Origin of the sequence: Nonomuraea cavernae (assembly GCF_040655715.1) — a bacterium.
GTDB classification, from domain to species: domain Bacteria; phylum Actinomycetota; class Actinomycetes; order Streptosporangiales; family Streptosporangiaceae; genus Nonomuraea; species Nonomuraea cavernae_A.
Genome location: NZ_JBFAKL010000004.1, coordinates 1 through 17,245, shown reverse-complemented (window position 1 = coordinate 17,245; position 17,245 = coordinate 1). Strand labels below are relative to the sequence as shown.

The window sequence follows — 17,245 nt, the reverse complement described above, 5'->3', positions numbered from 1 at the left end:
CGTACACAAGTACCATCACCCACCATTTCCCTCTGTGAGTGGAAATTTCAGGAAAAGGTTGACGAAGATCGCGGCAGCCGCGGCGGTGGTGATGGCGGTGACGCTGCCCGCCCTCCCCGCGGCGGCTGACGAGGCGCCCGACGCGCGGCCCGATGTGCCCGTCGGCACCTGGCTGGCCGCGCGTACCCAGCCTGCGGTGCAGCTGACCAGCTTCACCTACACCGGCACGGTCGCCGTGCCGACCAGCACCATCAACGAGAACGCGTTCAACCGGCTCGTCGAGCAGGCCACCGCCACCGTGCTGTCCGGCAAGATCTCCTCGGACGAGCGCAGCATCGCTAAGTGGATCTTCCAGCGGATCGCGGCCAACGTCGACACCTACCTCACCGCGACCACCCCCGAGCGTACGGTCGACGCCGAGGTCGGCGGCCTGTGCACCGGCTGGTGGGTCACCCCCGACGGCTACATGGTGACCGGCGCGCACTGCGTCCAGGTCGGCGAGACCGAGCTCAGCCAGCTGTTCGCGCAGCAGGCGCTGGCCAAGTTCAACAAGCAGGACGCCAAGGAGATCATCAGCGGCCTGCAGGGCATCGAGGCCGACGAGGAGATCGTCAAGCTCGCCCAGCAGATCTACGTCACGTTCAACACCGGCCACATGAAGCTCCGCAACCTGAAGCAGAGCCTGTCGGTGATCCAGAGCCTGCCCGGCGGCGGCGTGGACAAGACCGCCAAACCGGTCCCGGCCGAGCTGGTGTCGGTCGGCGAGAGCTACCCCGGCAAGGACTTCGCGCTGCTCAAGGTCAACGGCCAGCAGAACCTGCCGACCGTGCCGCTCGGCGACGACGCCGACGTGCGCACCGGCGACATCCTCTACATCAGCGGCTTCCCCGGCCTGGTCACCAACACGGCGTTCTTCAGCCTGGAGTCCCGGCTGGAGCCGGCGTTGACCGAGGGCCCGTACAACGCCAAGCGCGCCACGCAGACCGGCGTGCCGTACATCCAGACCCAGGCGCCCTCCTACCACGGCAACTCCGGCGGCCCGGTGTTCAGCAAGGACGGCAAGGTCATCGGCATGCTGATCGCCGGCACGGTGAGCGAGGGCGGCGAGGCCTCGGAGAGCGAGAGCTTCGTCCTGCCGGTGAGCATCATCAAGGAGAAGCTCGGCGAGAAGAACATCAAGCCCGCCCAGGCCGTCACGTCGACCAGGTACAACGAGGCGCTGAACGACTTCTTCCGGCACTACTACGAGGACGCGCTGCCGAAGTTCCGCGAGGTCCAGGCGTTGTTCCCGAACCACCCGTACGTGGCCAAGCACATCAGCGACTCGCAGCAGGCGATCTCGGCGGGCAAGGACGAATCACCCAAGCCGATCCTGATGTGGGTGCTGATCGGGGCCGGCGTGCTGCTCGTCGTCGTGCTCATCCTGGTCCTGGTCATGCTCCTCCGCCGTCGCCGCCGCCGTCCCGAGCCGCCTTTCGGCCCGCCCGGTGGCGGAGGGTACGGCGCGGTGCCGCCGCCTCACTGGCAGCAGCTCCCGGCGGGGCAGGCCCAGCTTCCGCCTCCGGCCCAGCCGGCGCAGGGACCGTACGGGCAGGGAGGCTCGGGCGGGTACGGCCCCGGCGGGTACGACCCCAACGGATACGCCCCCGGAGGGTACGGCGCCCCGGCGTACGGATCGGCCCCGCACAACGGCCACGTCCAGCACGGACCCGGCCAGCAGGCGCCGCCGTGGCCCCCGCAAGCCCAGGCCCAGCCGCCCGGATGGGACCAGACCCGCGACGTCCGCTACGGCAAGTTCGCTCCCCCGCCGGACGACAACTCCCGCTAGCCCACGTTTTCCGCAGGTCAAAGTGCTGAGGAACACTCACGTGCGGAAAACTGGGCTAGCGCTCATATTCCTCATCATGTTTCGATCAACAGGCTCGCTCCTCGTGACCGGCGCGGTCGGCAGTTGAGCAGGTCAGAGCGCGGTGCGATCACTCCGGGAACGGCCGAACCAGATTTCGACACAGAGCCGTGAATTCTGCTTACAAGGGCTTTACTCCTGATTGCTACACTTTCGCGATGTTCAGATCACCGGAATTCTGGAGGACCACGAAGAGCTGATCGAGGGGGCGTTCCGCTCGCGTGGGCCGAGACCGTGATCCCGCGTCCGACCAGGGGCGGTCGGGCAGGGGCTTCTCCGGTGGTTCTCCGATGCGACGGCACAGCCGGTGACGCGCGGGTGTCCCGCGAAAGCGAGACGGGGGCAGACATGACCCGGAGCGGCGCCGCTTGAGGGTTGCCGAGGCCGAGGTCACGACGGCGGGGGCCAAGACCGGTCCCGCGTCCCCACGCCGACCGGCGGCCAAGGCGTCGGAGCGGTGCGACGAGGCAGGGCACGGGTGCTGTCCGGCGTGGGGTCGACGGAGGCCGCGAGACAGGTCGTGGACCGGGGTGATCCGGTCCGTCCTTTCCGTGTGCGGCCCGGAAACTTCGCGCGCCTTCCCATAACGGGCACAGGACCCGATCTTCTCCCCTCGCGCGTTCGCCTGGACCTCCGTTGTCGCCGCTCAGGAGACCGATGTCTTTTGCATCACCGATCTTTCTCTGGTTCTTCATGCCGGTCACGCTCGTGGCCTACTGGCTGCTCCCCGGCCGGTGGCGCAACGCGTTGGTGGCCGTGGTCAGCCTGGTCTTCTACACCTGGGGCGCGGGCGCCTACACCGGACTCCTGCTGTCAGCCATCGCGGTCAACTACGCCGCCGGCATCGCGATCGACTCCGATCGGCTGCGCGAACGGCCCCGGGCACGCCTGTGGTTACTGATCGCGACCGTGCTGTGGAATCTGACGATCCTGGCCGTCTGGAAGTACGCCGGATTCGCCAGTCAGCAGGTCGACGCGCTGTCGAGCGCGCTCGGGCTGGGACACACCCCGATCATCGGTCTCGCGCTGCCGATCGGCATCTCGTTCTACACCTTCCACCACCTGTCGTACGTGGTGGACGTCTACCGGCGCAGCCGGCCCGCGCAGAAGAGCCCGGTTCAGTTCGTGACCTACATCGCGATGTTCCCGCAGCTCGTGGCCGGACCGATCGTCCGCTACCACGAGATCTCCGAGCAACTCGCTGACACAAATCGCCGGAAACTGGACGACCTGGCCGTGGGCTTCCCCCGTTTCGCGCTCGGGCTGGCCAAGAAGGTGATCATCGCGGACTCGATCGCGCCGATCGCGGACGCCGCCTTCGCGCAGGCGGACGGGCAGATGACCACGGCGACGGCGTGGCTCGGGGCGCTCGCCTACGCCATCCAGATCTACTTCGACTTCTCCGGATACTCGGACATGGCCATCGGTCTCGGCCTCATGCTCGGCTTCCGGCTGCCGGACAACTTCGATCGCCCCTACTCGGCGTACTCCATCACCGACTTCTGGCGACGCTGGCACATGTCGTTGTCCCGGTGGTTCCGGGACTACGTGTACATCCCGCTCGGCGGGAACCGCCGAGGCCGGTTGACCACCTACCGGAACCTGTGCGTCATCTTCGTCCTCTGCGGCCTGTGGCACGGCGCCGACTGGACGTTCCTCGCCTGGGGCCTCTACCACGGCATGCTGCTCGTGTTCGAGCGGGCCTGCGGATTCGATCGGCTGCCGGAGAACGTCGTCCTCCTGGTGGCACGCCGGGCGGTGACCTTCCTGCTGGTGGTGGTCGGCTGGGTGTTCTTCCGCGCGGAGAACATGACGGCGGCCGTGCACATGCTCGGCGCGATGTTCACCTGGCAGCCGGGCGCTCCGGATGAGTTCGTCGTGTTCGCACTCGACCGTCAGCGATCTCTGATCCTCGTCCTCGCGCTGGCCGTCGTGCTGCTCCCCGTCTCGTTCTCGCTCGGCCGGCTGGTCGAGACGGGCCGGGGGCGCGCGGCGACCGCGGCGCGGGCGGTGATGACGTGGGTGGCGGCCCCGTACGCCGGAGTGCTCGTCGCCGCCGGCACGTTCAGCCCGTTCCTCTACTACCAGTTCTGAGGCAGGTCACCGATGACGTCGTCCGACAGCACGAGACCCGGCGAGAACACCGGCGTCCGCCGGCCACGCTCCCGGCGCGCGGCGGCCGTTCTCGCCGCGGGACTGCTCTTCTTCGGCCCCGTGGTGGCCTACACCACGGGGGCGCGGGCCGTGGAACTGGAGAACCGGAAACTCCCCGACTTCCCGGACCTCACCGAGGGGTGGGCGGTCATCCCCAAGCTCGAATCCTGGGCGAACGCCCATCTGCCGCTGCGGCAGCACGCGGTGAGCGGGAACGCCGCGCTTTCCCACCTGCTCTTCGAACAGCCTCCGACCTACCACTCCGGCGGTCCCCCGGCGTACCCACGGGTGATCGAGGGCCGCGACGGATGGCTCTACTTCGGAGACGACGTGGCCGAGGGATGCAGGCCGAAGTGGTCGATCGACGAGACGCTGGACCGTGTCCACCGCCTCGCGCGGATCGTCCGGCAGTCCGGCAGGAGATTCGTGTTCACCGTGGCCCCTGACAAGACCACCATCCAGCCTGAGCGGCTGCCGGAGCGGTTTCTCGGCAAGGACTGCATGGAGCGGCGCAAGCGGGAGTTCTGGGCCGCGCTGGAGCGCGCCGATCCGGACGGGTACGTCGATCTCCGCTCGGCCCTGCTGACGATGCGGAACGAGACGGGCAAGCCGGTCTACTGGCGCACCGACAGCCACTGGAACGATCGCTCCGCCGCGTTGTACGGCACGCTGCTCGCCGAGGCCGTCCAGCCCGGTCTCACCGAAGACACCACGCTCACCCGGGCGGGCAGCCAGGCCAGGACGGGAGACCTCGGCCCGCTGATGGGCGTCCCCCGGGAGGAGGTCATCGAGCTGTGGAGCCTGAAGCGGGACGGGGTTCGCCAGGTGAGCCGGGACGACAGCGGGACGCCCCTGTGGTTCGGGGTGTCCAACACCTCCCGGAAGGCCCCGCTGTTCAAGCCGAAGACCGTCCTGATCGGCGACTCGTTCACCCGGAACTCCGTGCCGTGGGTCACGCCGTACTTCGCCGACCTGACCGTGATGCGCAGCGACGCGCCGGCCAAGGCGGGGACGGGGCAGGTGGCCGAGCGGATCGCGGCGAGCGACGTGGTGATCTTCGAGATGGTGGAACGCTACTTCGTCGGCGGTCACGGCGAGATGCTGGACGACGCCACGCTGCTGGCCGTCGAGCAGGCGCTGCGGGAAGACACGTAGGAGCTTCCCCGGCGCCGCCGCCCGTGGCGCGGGCGACGTGGTCGACCGGGCCGTCCGGCTCGGCCAGCGCGCCCGCCGCGATGGGATTCCACGGGTTGAAGCCGATGCCCTGCTTCTCGCAGTGCTGACGTACGGGCCGTAGGAGTCGGCGGTGTCGATGAAGTCGACGCCCAGCTCGACGGCGCGACGCAGCACCCTGATGGCCTCGTCGTGGTCACGGGGCGGCCCCCAGATGCCCGGTCCGGTCAGGCGCATGGCACCGAACCCGAGCCGGTGGACCGTCTTGTCCCCGATGGCGAGCCGGTGATCCTCGTACAGGTTCGATCCGGGTACGGTCCACGCCACAGTCCCGTTCACCCCAAGGGCTAAAGGCTCCTCGACAGGTAGCCTTTAGCGCAGGAATCCTCCTCGACTTCCCGAAGGGGTCATGCGCCATGTCCACTGGTAAACCCATGCGGCCCTGGGGTTTGGGACGAGCATCAGAAGACCTGCCAGAAGTCTCGCTCCCGTACGCCACGACACGACTCGATCCCTCCACTCAGCTCACCCGCTTCTACGACGAGGAGCAGCGGATCGTCGACATGAGCGACGCCAGGACCTTCGCAGCGCTCACCGTGTCCCAACCGGGAGGCAGCACGAAGAACGCGCCCAACACAGAAGACGACTCCAGCAGCGACCAGAAGTAACAGAATGCGGTCCCCGCAGGGCACCGTCCTGGTGATCACGTCCGCGGCGGACCTCACCGCCAACCTGGTGATCGAGGCGCTGATCGAGCGCGACGTACGGGTTGGCCGCATCGACCCTGCCGAGATCGGCGACGCGTTGTCGTTCGGCGCATACATGGGAGCCGGCCGCGAGAAGTGGACCGGCCGGCTCCGCACACCGAGTCGCGACATCGAGCTGGAAGACGTCAGGGCTGTGTACTACCGCCGCCCCACCCCTTTCTCCGCCCGATTCGCTCACCTGCCCGTCAAGGAAGCGGAGTTCGCCGCCGTCGAGGCCCGGCACGGACTCGGCGGCCTCCTTGACGACTTGTACGGCGCCGCGTACGTCAACCATCCCGCGGCGATCAACCGGGCCGACTTCAAGCCCGCCCAGTTGCGGATGGCCGCGCAGCTAGGACTGGCCGTCCCGGTGACCCTGATCACCAACGACGTGGCGCAGGCGCGAAAGTTCGCCGCGGAGCACGGCCCGATCGTCTACAAGTCGTTTCGGGGTGTCCCCCGCGATCCAGCTGACCGTACTGCCGCGATCTGGACCCAACGGGTCACCGAGCAGGAGCTTGACGACTCGATTTCGGTGACCGCGCACCTGTTCCAGAAGGAGGTGCGCAAGTCCGCTGACGCCAGGGTGACCGTGATCGGGCGCAACGTGTTCGCCAGCCGGATCACCGCACCCGACGACACGCTCGACTGGCGTAGCGGAGACCGGGATCAGATCGGCTACGACCCTGTTGACGTGCCCGCGTCGATCGAGCACGCACTACGTGACTACCTCGACCGATTCGGTCTGGTCTTCGGCTGCTTCGACTTCGTTCTCGAAGCGGTCAGCGATCAGTGGGTCTTCATCGAGTGCAACCCCAACGGGCAGTGGGCCTGGTTGCCCGACTCTGGTGCGATGGCACACGCCTTCGCGGACGTGCTGGTGGCAGGATGGTGGCCGTGACCACGGTCGTGAAGCTTCGCCGCGCACTGGCGGGCAATCGGGTCACCCCACTGGTCGCTCCTGGGCTGTCGCCCGCGTGATCACTTGAACTCGATCCAGTTGATGCTCACGATGTCGTCGTCGGACTGGGCGGCAGAGAATTCGAGCACCAAGGTGTGCTCCCCGGTCACCGGGGCGATAGGTCTCGGCACCGTCTTCCAGGTCTGCCAGCCATCCGTGTGGGGGATGACGACCTCGACGATGGGTTCGGCGCCGTCGTCGAGGAAAACTTTGATCCTTCCGCCGGCGTTCTTCCCGGCGCCGCTCGCCAGCCGTACCCGGATGTTGTTCACCGGCTTCGGGCCGAGGTTGATGTGGTAGGTGAGCCGGTCGCCGTCGCCTATCCCGGCGACTTCGCTCTGTCCGCCGATGATGTCATCGGTGGGCTCAACGCGCCCGCCGGTGGAGCGGGTGAACTTCTCGGCCTCGATCCGGGTATCGATGTCCCCGGCGGGGACGCTCGGCGGAGGGGGCGCTGCGATCCGCGCTGCGAAGGGCGTGCCGAGGGTGGTGACCGCCGCGATGGCCAGGGCCGACAGCGGCGCGGCCAGCCCGCGTATGCTCAGCAGCCCCCGGATCCGGTGCCACGGCTCCCGGGCGAGCCGCATCAGCCGCCCCTCCCAGAACAGCCCGAGCGTGAGGGCGAGCAGCGTTACCTCACCGATGACGAGCGCGAGCAGCCAGAGTTTGTCCTCTGGCATCTCCGGGCCGACGAACCGCGGCAGGAGTGCCGCCACCTCAATGACCAGGACTGCGACGAGCAGGTGCGCGGCCTTGGAGAGCGGGTGGTCACCGCGGATCCGCGGATAGAAGTAACCGTAGATCAGTCCGAAGAAGGGCAGCCCGAAGATCGCGCGCGCATCGAACACGTACAACACGGCATCGGTGTGCTGGCCGAAGGGCTGCTTGTAGATGAGCGTGATCGGGACCGTCACCGCGAACGCCACCAGGAATCCAGCGACGCCGTTCTGCCATGGCGTACGCCCGCCGGATGTGGCGAAGGCCAGGTCCGGGTGGACGGTGCCCGCATGGTCCGATGCGACGGCCTCCGACGCGATGGCGCGTTCGAGTGACGTGCGCTGCTCCTCGAACGCCGCCATGGTCATCTCCCCGGTGCCCAGCCTCGCCCGCCCGGTGCGGTACAGGTGACGCAGTGCCAAGCGCATGAACCGGCGGCGGATCGACGCAGCGACCACCGCGGCGTGCGCCTCGGCCGTGATCGCGGCGAATTCGGGAGCGCGCCGGGCCTGCGTGCCGGAGAGCAGCCACCAGACGGCCGCCAAGGCGACCAGAGATGCGATTCCGATGGTGGTGAACGCCGCCGGATACAGATAAAGCGCCATCGCCACCAACGCCACCGACGCGCGGGTCTCGCTTAAGGCGACCGCCGTGGACCGCTGCCCGAGCCGCCGAAGGCGGAGCATCAGCAGGAGGAGTAGCAGGATCGGCGCGGTGGTCACCACCAGGGAGGACCAGTCATACGAGCCCCTCAGGGCCCACTGAGCGACGTAGACGGCGACGGCGACCAGTATCAGGACGAGCACCTGCGCTCCCGTCCAACAGCCCGCGCTCACCGCGATGGCCGCGGCCACAATGACCAGCCAGATGAGCGGGCCGGCGACCTGCGCCGGCCCGACCCGCCCATCCAGCACATCACTGCCAACAGCGAGGATCACACCGACAGCGGCGAGCGCCACCCCCGCTACGGGCAGCGCCATGCGACGCAGCGGCTGGATCACCGTGAACAGCACGGGCACCCCGGCGACCAGCAGGACCGCGGGCCATTCGATGGACTCCACGTCCTGCGCCCACACGAGTGCCGTCAGCCCCACCCCGACGACCAGCAGGACCGCCGAGCCGATGAGCACATCACGGCGTGGCCAGCGCGGTAGCCCGAGCCTGCGTACCGCGTGGTTGACTGCGAGGACGCAGACCAGGGCCACCCAGATCAGCGACGCCACGTCAGTCTGTACGTCATTCGACTCCACGGCGAGGGGGGCGAGGAGGGAGAAGAAGATGAATACGGCGAGCAGTACGACGATCCCGCCCGCCAGGAAACGGTTGAGGCGCCGCCGCCACCAGGCTCGGCCGAGCCATTGCGCGATCAGCACGATCAGCGCGACGGCCGTCACCGAGACCAGCAGCACCTCTAGCGCCCCGGACAGATCTGGATCGGCGTCATCAGCGGACTCGGCCGGCTGATCGGTTAGTGTGCCGCCTTCCATCAGATATGCGGTGAAGTCCGGTGCTTCTCCGCCGGACCGGACAAGAGCGATGCGGGTCTCCACGCCACCTACGATGTCCAGCGCTCCTGTGCTCAGCTTGGCCGGAACCTGCCCGGCCGCTCCGGCCACCTCCCAACCTTTGAAACGGATGTGGATGGTGTGCGACGTGACCGCCGGTTCGTCGTACGAGTCCGAGTTGTCGTATGGGCCCGACTCCAGCCCGAGCAACGGGGTTTCCTCGGCATAGCGGCTGTATCCCAATCCCCGGACGGTGACGACGGCGCCGCCTTTGGAGTCGGGGGTCACCTTCGGCGGGAAGAAAACGGTCTCCATGTAGGAGGTGGAGGAGTCCGTGTCTATATGCCCGAGTCCTTCCTGGATGAACTCCGTGCTGTACTGGGTCGCGTTCGTTGACCGCGCGTTCGCGAGGAGCGGGTCGCCATGGTTCAACTGGACGGTGTGCACAATCGAAACCTTGACGAATTCAGACTCGGCGGGCGGGGCGTCCGGCAGGGACTGATATTGCTGGAGTTCGGCCAGGAGGGGAAACTTCTCCACCTCCGCCAAGGCCGCCGGTTCCACGGTCACCGCGGTCTGGGCGGTGCGGGGCGGGTGTCCCGTGGCCCCCCATCCGTCGAAATCTGGAACGCTGAATTCACCGTCTTCATCGGCGGACTCGACCCTGACGCAGGGGCCCGTGTCAGGCGCGGGGGTGGGCACCCCTTCCACCGGGCCGGGAGAGCCGGTGCTCGTGACGGTCACGGTCGGACATGAGCCAGGAGTTTCCGAGGCCGGCGGCCGCCTCTCGGGAAAGCTCACGGCCACCCAGAAACAACCGCCGATAATGACCAAAAATGTCAAGGCACCGAAAAGCGAGCGACGCAGGGATCGCGACATTTGGGATTCTGCCTTATGGTCGACTCATTCGCCATCCGGCCAATTAATATCAAACAATATGCACAGTTTCCAGGTAGCACCAGATTGGGCGCGTAGAGTATTCAGATCGTGACGGATTGCTGACGCCTCACCGTACACATTCGCTAATCACGGACGGTGAGACCCATGGAGCGGGCCGTCCCCGCGACGATCTTCTCGGCCTGGTCCAGGTCGGCGGTGTTGAGGTCGGGAAGCTTGGCCTGGGCGACCTCGCGGAGCTGGGCACGGGTGATCTGACCGCCGCTCTGGTGGCCTGGACGCGGGCTGCCGCCGTCGAGCCCCGCGACGTGACGGATCAGCGAGGCGGTGGTCGGCTGCTTGGTGACGACCTCGAACGACCTGTCCTCGTAGACCGTGATGACCGCGGGGATCACGAACCCGCGCCGATCCTGAGTCTGCGCGTTGTAGTGCCGGCAGAACTCCATGAGGTTGATGCCGAGCGGCCCGAGGTCCTTGCCGACGTTCGCCGGGCCCGCCTCGCCGGCCTGAATGTGCAGGGTTACGACCCTGGCTATCTTGTTCTTCGCCATGCCGGGTAACCTAAAGTCTCCTGTTACTGGAGACTCAACCGAATTATGAGCTACACGATCGGCCGCCTGGCGAAGCTCACCGGCCTGCCGGTGAAGACGATCCGCTTCTACTCCGACGCGGGCGTCCTGCCCGAGCGCGAGCGCACTCCCGCCGGTTACCGGATCTATGGCGACGAGGACCGGGCCCGGCTGGAGCTGATCCGCACACTCAGGGAGATCGGGGTCGACCTGGCCACGATCCGCTCACTCGGCGACCGCCGGCTGAGGAACGTACTCGACCTGCACCTCAAGACGGTCGAGACGCAGATCAAGTCACTCCAGCGGACCAGGGCGGTGCTCAGGGCGACGCTGGCCCGCGACGGCGATCCCGCCGAGGAGGATCTGCGCAGACTCCACGCGCTCGGCCGGGTCGGCGCGGCCGAGATGGAGATCCTGCTCGACGACTTCGTCGACGAGGTCGGCGGCGGCGTCGAGGCGCTGCACGAGTGGCTGGCCGGCAAGCGCGACGCCCTGCTCCCCGAGCTGCCCGAGGAGCCGACCGTCGCGCAACTCGACGCGTGGCTGGAACTGGCCGAGCTGCTCGCCGACGGGGACTACCGCGCCAGCCTGCACCGGCAGAGCAGGGGTTTCTGGGAGGAGGAACGGGATCTCGACGCCTGGAACGAGGCCAACGCCCAGGTCACGCGGGAGGCAATGACCGCTTCGCGGGCGGGCGTCGAGCCCGGCTCACCCGAGTCCGAGCCGATTCTGGAGCGGATCCTGGCGGTCATGGGGCTGAGCCGCGAGGAGCTGCTGCGCTCGTTCGACGAGCACGATCCGCGGTCGGCCAGGCAGTGGGAGCTGGTGGCGATCATCCAGGGCACGCCCTGGCCACCGGAGTCCACGATCGCGTACGACTGGATCGAGGCCACCTTGCGCGACCTGCCGAGCACGTAAGGTCGCCAGGGCGCCACGGGCGGCGCCGAACTCGGCCGGCGCCCGGGGCCGAAACCCCTTCCCAAAATAAGACAAACAGTGATAAAGTGCATTTGCAGGCAATTATGTCTTGTTAGTTATCGAATTGCGGACAACCTTTCAAAACGCCGCTCTATGGATGCAACTGGGATCGTGGCCTCTACCGCGATTCGCAGGATCAGGTTCACATACGAGGTAGATCGTGATCAGACCATTCACGTCGTCCGCAAATCTCGGCGAGACAGTGCACACGCCAGAGGTCCGATCCGAACATGGACGCGACCAAGGAGAGACCTTCCTCGTGATCTGGGCCGGGGAATGCGACCGCCGGACCTGAGTTCGCTCAAGGCCATGAGCGGGGCAACACACGAACGAACGCTTGCAGGGCGAGTTATCGGAACGCACGAGCAGCAGGCCCTGTCGTGATGGACAGGAGCGAGGCCGTCCCCACGGCCGGGGGCTGGACCGGCGCGGAACGGCGCCGCCTGGCCGGCATCGGCGGCGCCATCCTGCTGCTACATGTGCTGGGCATCACCCTGTATCTCTTCCACTCAGGAGACCTGGCCACGACCGGCGGGCTCGCGGGCGCCGGCGTCCTCGCGTACCTCCTCGGCGTGCGTCACGCGTTCGACGCCGACCACATCGCCGCCATCGACGACACCACTCGCCTCATGCTGTTGCGCGGTCGGCGGCCGTTAGGCGTCGGCTTCTTCTTCGCGATGGGGCACTCCACGGTCGTGCTGCTGCTCTCGGTGGTCGTCGCGCTGGGGGCAGCCGCGTTGCACCAGTCCGACCTGGATGCGGCGCGTACGACGGGCGCCCTGCTGGCGCGACTCGTCGCCCTGATCTTCCTGCTGGTCGTGGCGGTGCTCAACGCGTTCGTCCTGCGTGACTTGCTGGTGCTGCGACGCAACGTGCGTCGCGAGGAGGTGGCAGGGGAGAGTCTGGAGCGGCTGCTTGCCGAGCGTGGAATCGTCCACCGGCTGCTGGGCAGTCGCATACGCTCGCTGATCAAGTCCTCCTGGCATATGTATCCGGTCGGGTTGCTGATGGGCCTGGGCCTGGAAACGGCGTCGGAGGTGGCCTTGCTGGGCCTGGCCGCCTCGGCCGCGGCGCAGGGCGGGTTGCCGCTGCTCGGGATGCTGAGCCTCCCCCTTCTGTTCGCCGCGGGGATGAGCACCTTCGACACCGCCGACTCCCTGCTGATGACCAGGGTCTACTCGTGGTCATATCGCGACCCCGCTCGCACGTTGTTCTTCAACACAGCCACCACGGCGATGACCGTGGTGATCGCAGGATTCGTCGCCGCCATCTACTTCGCGGCGTTGCTGACGGAGCATGGCCAGGTGGACTGGCTCGATCCGCTGGGCGCGCTGGCCGAGCACTTCGAGCTGCTGGGCTACGGCATCGCGGCGATCTTCGCCCTCTGCTGGGGAGGGGCGGCGCTGTGGTGGAGGCTACGGGGACGCGGCAGCGGAACCGGTCTCACCCCTTCCTGAGAAAGGTGGCAGTCACCCATGAAAGCGATCGTTTGTTCACATGATGGTTCGCCGGTCGTACCGGTGCGAGAAAGGGGCCGTGACAGATGAACGGTGCACATGACGTCGGCGGCGTCCTCGGCTTCGGGCCGGTGGTCAGCGAATCCGACGAGTCCGTCTTCAGCGCGGACTGGGAACGCCAGGCCTTCGCGATCGCCATCGCCTCGCTGTGCCAGGGTGTGGCCGCCGCGGACGAGAACCGCAACGCGATCGAGCGCATGGGCAACGTCGCCTACCTCTCGACCAGCTACTACGAGCACTGGCTGGTGGCGATGGAGAAGCTGCTGGTGCAGAAGGGCATCATCGACGAGGCGGAACGCGTGGAGAGGGTGCGGGCCGTCCTGTCCGGGAGACCTCTGCCGAGTCCTGAGTCCGTGCCGGACGACGGCGAGCTGGCTCGAACGGTGCGCGACGCCATCGCCACCGGTGGCCCATCCCTGAGGGAGACGGGTGCCACGCCGAAGTTCGCGATCGGCGACGAGGTGGTCACCACCCCATGGATCTCGCGCACCCACACTCGGCTGCCTGGCTACGCCCGCGGTAAGCGCGGCACGATCATCGCCTACCACGGGTCCCACGTACTGCCGGACAGCAGAGCCCACCTCCGGGGCGAGAACCCCGAACCTCTCTACACCGTCCGCTTCGACGCCCACGACCTGTGGGGCGAGGAGGCGGAGGCACAGGCGGGGTGCGTGCACCTCGATCTGTGGGAGAGCTATCTGATCGAGCAAATGTCGGACGGCGAGAACTTGGAGAACAGCCGATCATGAGCGGACATCACCCCGAGCCGATGAGCGAGGTCGAGGCGCGAGCCCGAGCTCTGGAGTCGTTGCTGTACGAGAAAGGACTGCTTACCCCCTCGGCCGTGGACGCCGTCGTCAATGCCTTCGAACACGAGATCGGACCGCTCAACGGCGCGAAGGTCGTCGCTCGCGCCTGGGTGGACCCGGAGTACCGTGCGCGGCTGCAGTCCAACGCGGCCGCTGCCATCGCCGAGCTGGGCTTCGCCGGAACGCAGGGCGAGCACATGGTGGCCGTCGAGAACACACCCGAGGTGCACAACGTCGTGGTCTGCACGCTGTGCTCGTGCTATCCGTGGCCGGTCCTGGGCCTGCCGCCCAAATGGTACAAGGATCTCGCCTACCGCTCCCGTGTCGTCTTGGAACCCCGCGCGGTGCTGAAGGAGTTCGGCACCGAGCTTCCCGACGAGGTGGATGTGAGGGTGTGGGACTCCAGCGCCGAGATCCGCTACCTGGTGATTCCCGAGCGTCCGGCCGGCACCGAAGACATGACCGAGGAGCAACTGGCCGGCCTCGTCACGAGAGACTCGATGATCGGCGTCGCCCCGGCACTGGTCCCGGACAGGAGATAGTCATGGAGCCGACCCTAGTGATCAACGACATGACGGAAGCGGCGGACGCGCCACCACGCAGCAATGGTGAGCTCGTCTTCGAGGCCCCCTGGCAGGGCCGCGTCTTCGGGATCGCCGTCGCGCTCCAGGAGCGGCAGGCCATCGGGTGGAACGACTTCCGCGACCGGCTGGTGCAGGCCATCACCGAAGGCGAGACCGGAGGCGAGGCGTACTACGAGAGCTGGCTGAAGGCACTCGATTCCATTTTGGTGGATTCGGACCACATCGACGCGGCCGAGCTGGAACAACGAACGCACGACTACCTCAACGGTGAGCGCGACGAGATCTTCTGACCACCGACGATCGTGCGGGTCGACCCCGAGCAGATCAAGCAGGCTGATCTGTGTCGGGGTCGACCCGGGTTAACCTACGCCGACAGCACCGGCGAACCAGGGGCCGGATCAGTCATGTACGCACCGCCCGGGCGGACGACCAGAGGACCGTCGTGCCGGGCACAGGGGCTGGCTCCGAAGCCTCGTTGTCGGGTACAGCAGCAGGCTGAGCCTGAAGGGACGCTTCCGCCTGCCTCATCGCTCTACAGAAGTACGCAGAGCTAGGCTTCCCGGCCTCGGCGTATTCACGGGCGAGGGCCCTGGCCGCCTTCACCAACTGCCTCCCCTGCAACTGGAACTCGGCCGCGGCGGCGATCACGCCGATCGCCCTGCCGTTCCAGTAGGCGGCGAGAAAGCGCCAGTGCCTGGCCTCCCGCTTTTCTTTGTCGCTGTCACCCTTGCTGCAGGCTTCGCAGGCTAGGAGCACGGCCAGTTCGTAGGCGGCGTTGGCGTCACCCGATTCCGCGCGCTTCAGGCGCAGATTCCCCAGCCGCCCCCAGTCCAGGGGCACGCGCTGTGTGGTCGCTGAAGGTTTCCAGGATGACCGTTCACCTGGAGCCGGCTCCAGGACATCTCCGCCGATCTGCTGTTCGTCCCGGGCGAAGGCTTCCGGCGGCTTGCGTCCATGCTTGGCGGCGGAGGCCCTGACGCCCTCATCCTCTTTGGCCTCCCGCCAAAGCACGGCGAATTCCCGGGTGAGGTCCTCCAGGGGGTCGATCGGGATACCGGACTTGGTGGCGATCAGATGGCACACGTCCACGACGGTCCGCAGCAGCAGCCAGTCAGGAAGCTTCTTGGACTTTCCGTTGATCAGATCGCAGACCGTGGACTTGGGCAGAGGCCTCAGCCATATCCCCCGACTGGAATCTTCTTCGGACAGGGCACGCGCCACTTTCTCAAGGCGCTTGAACGACGGATTTCCGGCCTCTATCTCCCGCAACCGTCTCACTCGCACCATGAGCAGAGACAGGCGGTCTTCACCCTCATCGACATCATTCATCTATTCGTCCGATTCGAACCGATTGTCCAGTTTAAGGATGAACATGGCAGCATGCGAAGAAGTACGGACTGCCGCCCGCCTCATACGTCGGGATAAGTAGCAATGGTGCCACAGGTCAGACTTGTGATGATGCAGCCCTATAACATCGCTGCGCCCCATAAGCATAGTGCGACCGAAAACGTCCGATCCCGTCCGGTCATGTCCGAGATTCGCGCGATCGTATCCGGAGTAGATCAACTCGCGAACGCGTTCCCCGCTCTCCTGATACCTCTACGTCATGCACTTCCGGTTCGACAAAGATCAAATAGCTATACACCACGAGGAGCCCGCACGTGAGCAAGGCAACCGTCATCTGGTGGGCACTCAGCGGAGTCTTGCTCTCACTCCTGATCGGCGTCGTGGGTGGCATGCTCGCCAGCGGTAACGGCAGTGCGGTCGCCGGCGCCATCATGATCGGCGCGACCGCCGCTGGAGGATTCGCGGGGCTCTGGATCGCGGGCACCGCTGCGGTACACACGTGGTCGCATTCTCCGAAAAGCTCACGGCAGCCCACGAAGGAGCCCACGGACTGACTCAACCGGGCCTCAGAGCCCCAAGTATCGCGCGATCCTCGGAAGCCTGCGGAGGACTTCCCGATCATCCTCGAGATCCCACTTTTCCCCTTGGCGGGTTTCCTCGATCGCCGGTATCAAGGGAAATCCACTATCGATGTCTCGGGCCTGGACAGCCGCATGAAGGCCGTCCACCTCCCTGCCGAACCTCTCATAGGCGCTGTACGCCACGTACCCCAACAGCTCGAACTCCGGATATTCCTCTTCCGTCCAAGCCGGTCTCCGCCGCTTTATCTTGGCGCTGTAGTACAACCGTTTCCGCTCCAGAAGACGAAGCACCTCCGGCAGTTCGATCAAGCAATCCGGACAATCGGCCACATCCTCGAATGTCGCGCGTCCCAAGCTGATGAGCCAGTCGACAAAGTACTCAAATCCGTCAAGCGACCCCATGCCGAACACGAACCAGTACGCGGCGTACAGATCGGTGGTGCAGCCCCGACCCTGGGTGATCTTCCACCAGGCGTAGTAGTCCACGACCTCCTCGACCGAACGGCGAGCGAGCTCGTCCTCAAGCCACGCCAGACGCGTCTCACGGGTATCCGTCTCGCGATCGGAGCGCTCGATCAGGTCCCAGAAACCGTCAATATCCATAAGTCGCAATCATGGCAGGCCGCAGCGCGATTGAACTTGGTCGCCAAATCCCCCATGTCCTCCCTATAAAGGATCCCGAGAGCGAACGAGAACAAAGAGGTCCTAGTACGGCAGTCGTAGATCGTGATCTGGTCATTGGCGAGTGAGGCGGGTTCGTTGGTGGAACCAGCGGGCGCGGGCTTGGTGACGTCGGCGCCA

Annotated in this window: 16 protein-coding genes and 1 pseudogene; 11 read left to right on the top strand and 6 right to left on the bottom strand. The window is 66.6% G+C overall.

Features of this window, described 5'->3' with window-relative positions; all coding sequences use genetic code 11:
- Window positions 1–58 precede the first annotated feature (58 nt).
- The 3 genes from AB0I38_RS07110 (at window position 59) to AB0I38_RS07100 (ending at window position 5,215) form a co-directional block, all read left to right on the top strand.
- On the top strand, window positions 59–1,828 hold the full coding sequence (locus AB0I38_RS07110) for a S1 family peptidase (RefSeq protein WP_358463310.1): 1,770 nt from the start codon (window positions 59–61) through the stop codon (window positions 1,826–1,828).
- A 735-nt stretch (window positions 1,829–2,563) separates the two neighbouring features.
- Window positions 2,564–4,000 carry an MBOAT family O-acyltransferase gene (locus AB0I38_RS07105; RefSeq protein ID WP_358463307.1) on the top strand — a complete coding sequence of 479 codons (1,437 nt, stop codon included), beginning with the start codon at window positions 2,564–2,566 and terminating at the stop codon, window positions 3,998–4,000.
- A 12-nt stretch (window positions 4,001–4,012) separates the two neighbouring features.
- A complete protein-coding gene (locus tag AB0I38_RS07100) occupies window positions 4,013–5,215 on the top strand; it encodes an alginate O-acetyltransferase AlgX-related protein (protein ID WP_358463304.1) in 1,203 nt (400 codons plus the stop codon).
- Between the two features lie 123 nt (window positions 5,216–5,338).
- On the opposite strand, the pseudogene AB0I38_RS07095 reads toward AB0I38_RS07100, so the two are convergent.
- Window positions 5,339–5,560 (bottom strand): annotated as a pseudogene (locus AB0I38_RS07095) (aldo/keto reductase); the annotation flags it as partial.
- An 89-nt stretch (window positions 5,561–5,649) separates the two neighbouring features.
- Here AB0I38_RS07095 and tgmA point away from each other — a divergent pair.
- Window positions 5,650–5,901 (top strand): putative ATP-grasp-modified RiPP, encoded by a 252-nt coding sequence (gene tgmA / locus AB0I38_RS07090; protein WP_358463301.1) that lies wholly within the window; start codon window positions 5,650–5,652, stop codon window positions 5,899–5,901.
- A gap of 4 nt (window positions 5,902–5,905) precedes the next feature.
- A complete protein-coding gene (gene tgmB / locus AB0I38_RS07085) occupies window positions 5,906–6,880 on the top strand; it encodes an ATP-grasp ribosomal peptide maturase (RefSeq protein ID WP_358463298.1) in 975 nt (324 codons plus the stop codon).
- 80 nt (window positions 6,881–6,960) lie between these two features.
- On the opposite strand, the gene AB0I38_RS07080 is transcribed toward tgmB, so the two are convergent.
- Window positions 6,961–9,906, bottom strand: a complete 2,946-nt coding sequence (locus AB0I38_RS07080; protein ID WP_358463295.1) for a carbohydrate-binding protein — start codon at window positions 9,904–9,906, stop codon at window positions 6,961–6,963.
- A gap of 278 nt (window positions 9,907–10,184) precedes the next feature.
- Window positions 10,185–10,610: a 50S ribosomal protein L11 gene (gene rplK / locus AB0I38_RS07075; protein ID WP_358463292.1), complete on the bottom strand. Its 426-nt coding sequence runs from the start codon at window positions 10,608–10,610 to the stop codon at window positions 10,185–10,187.
- 45 nt (window positions 10,611–10,655) lie between these two features.
- On the opposite strand from rplK, the gene AB0I38_RS07070 reads away from it, so the two are divergent.
- From AB0I38_RS07070 to AB0I38_RS07050, 5 genes are all read left to right on the top strand, one after another.
- A complete protein-coding gene (locus AB0I38_RS07070) occupies window positions 10,656–11,546 on the top strand; it encodes a MerR family transcriptional regulator (protein ID WP_358463289.1) in 891 nt (296 codons plus the stop codon).
- A gap of 443 nt (window positions 11,547–11,989) precedes the next feature.
- Window positions 11,990–13,063: a HoxN/HupN/NixA family nickel/cobalt transporter gene (locus tag AB0I38_RS07065; protein WP_358463286.1), complete on the top strand. Its 1,074-nt coding sequence runs from the start codon at window positions 11,990–11,992 to the stop codon at window positions 13,061–13,063.
- Between the two features lie 86 nt (window positions 13,064–13,149).
- Window positions 13,150–13,872: a nitrile hydratase subunit beta gene (gene nthB, locus AB0I38_RS07060; protein WP_358463283.1), complete on the top strand. Its 723-nt coding sequence runs from the start codon at window positions 13,150–13,152 to the stop codon at window positions 13,870–13,872.
- The gene (gene nthA / locus AB0I38_RS07055) at window positions 13,869–14,474 is read left to right on the top strand and encodes a nitrile hydratase subunit alpha (protein WP_358463280.1); all 606 of its coding nucleotides are present in this window, start codon (window positions 13,869–13,871) and stop codon (window positions 14,472–14,474) included. The genes nthB and nthA overlap by 4 nt, the downstream gene beginning before the upstream one ends.
- 2 nt (window positions 14,475–14,476) lie before the next feature.
- On the top strand, window positions 14,477–14,806 hold the full coding sequence (locus tag AB0I38_RS07050) for a nitrile hydratase accessory protein (RefSeq protein ID WP_358463277.1): 330 nt from the start codon (window positions 14,477–14,479) through the stop codon (window positions 14,804–14,806).
- A 112-nt stretch (window positions 14,807–14,918) separates the two neighbouring features.
- On the opposite strand, the gene AB0I38_RS07045 is transcribed toward AB0I38_RS07050, so the two are convergent.
- Window positions 14,919–15,845: a hypothetical protein gene (locus AB0I38_RS07045; RefSeq protein ID WP_358463274.1), complete on the bottom strand. Its 927-nt coding sequence runs from the start codon at window positions 15,843–15,845 to the stop codon at window positions 14,919–14,921.
- A gap of 332 nt (window positions 15,846–16,177) precedes the next feature.
- Between AB0I38_RS07045 and AB0I38_RS07040 the strand changes: the two genes are divergently transcribed.
- Entirely contained in the window at window positions 16,178–16,417 is a 240-nt protein-coding gene (locus AB0I38_RS07040) for a hypothetical protein (RefSeq protein ID WP_358463271.1), read from the top strand.
- A 12-nt stretch (window positions 16,418–16,429) separates the two neighbouring features.
- On the opposite strand, the gene AB0I38_RS07035 is transcribed toward AB0I38_RS07040, so the two are convergent.
- Both AB0I38_RS07035 and AB0I38_RS07030 read right to left on the bottom strand, forming a co-directional pair.
- Window positions 16,430–17,047, bottom strand: a complete 618-nt coding sequence (locus AB0I38_RS07035; protein WP_358463268.1) for a DUF4240 domain-containing protein — start codon at window positions 17,045–17,047, stop codon at window positions 16,430–16,432.
- The coding region (locus tag AB0I38_RS07030) for a hypothetical protein (protein ID WP_358463265.1) at window positions 17,020–17,245 on the bottom strand (226 nt) is incomplete at its 5' end. The genes AB0I38_RS07035 and AB0I38_RS07030, both read right to left, overlap by 28 nt.

What these genes read in the sequence shown, in the direction of transcription:
- nthA (WP_358463280.1), top strand. Translation starts at nt 13,869, where the DNA reads ATGAGCGGACATCACCCCGAGCCGATGAGCGAGGTCGAGGCGCGAGCC.
- AB0I38_RS07105 (WP_358463307.1), top strand. Translation starts at nt 2,564, where the DNA reads ATGTCTTTTGCATCACCGATCTTTCTCTGGTTCTTCATGCCGGTCACG.
- AB0I38_RS07050 (WP_358463277.1), top strand. Translation starts at nt 14,477, where the DNA reads ATGGAGCCGACCCTAGTGATCAACGACATGACGGAAGCGGCGGACGCG.
- rplK (WP_358463292.1), bottom strand. Translation starts at nt 10,610, where the DNA reads ATGGCGAAGAACAAGATAGCCAGGGTCGTAACCCTGCACATTCAGGCC.
- AB0I38_RS07065 (WP_358463286.1), top strand. Translation starts at nt 11,990, where the DNA reads ATGGACAGGAGCGAGGCCGTCCCCACGGCCGGGGGCTGGACCGGCGCG.
- AB0I38_RS07070 (WP_358463289.1), top strand. Translation starts at nt 10,656, where the DNA reads ATGAGCTACACGATCGGCCGCCTGGCGAAGCTCACCGGCCTGCCGGTG.
- AB0I38_RS07045 (WP_358463274.1), bottom strand. Translation starts at nt 15,845, where the DNA reads ATGAATGATGTCGATGAGGGTGAAGACCGCCTGTCTCTGCTCATGGTG.
- tgmB (WP_358463298.1), top strand. Translation starts at nt 5,906, where the DNA reads ATGCGGTCCCCGCAGGGCACCGTCCTGGTGATCACGTCCGCGGCGGAC.
- nthB (WP_358463283.1), top strand. Translation starts at nt 13,150, where the DNA reads ATGAACGGTGCACATGACGTCGGCGGCGTCCTCGGCTTCGGGCCGGTG.
- AB0I38_RS07035 (WP_358463268.1), bottom strand. Translation starts at nt 17,047, where the DNA reads ATGGATATTGACGGTTTCTGGGACCTGATCGAGCGCTCCGATCGCGAG.
- tgmA (WP_358463301.1), top strand. Translation starts at nt 5,650, where the DNA reads ATGTCCACTGGTAAACCCATGCGGCCCTGGGGTTTGGGACGAGCATCA.
- AB0I38_RS07100 (WP_358463304.1), top strand. Translation starts at nt 4,013, where the DNA reads ATGACGTCGTCCGACAGCACGAGACCCGGCGAGAACACCGGCGTCCGC.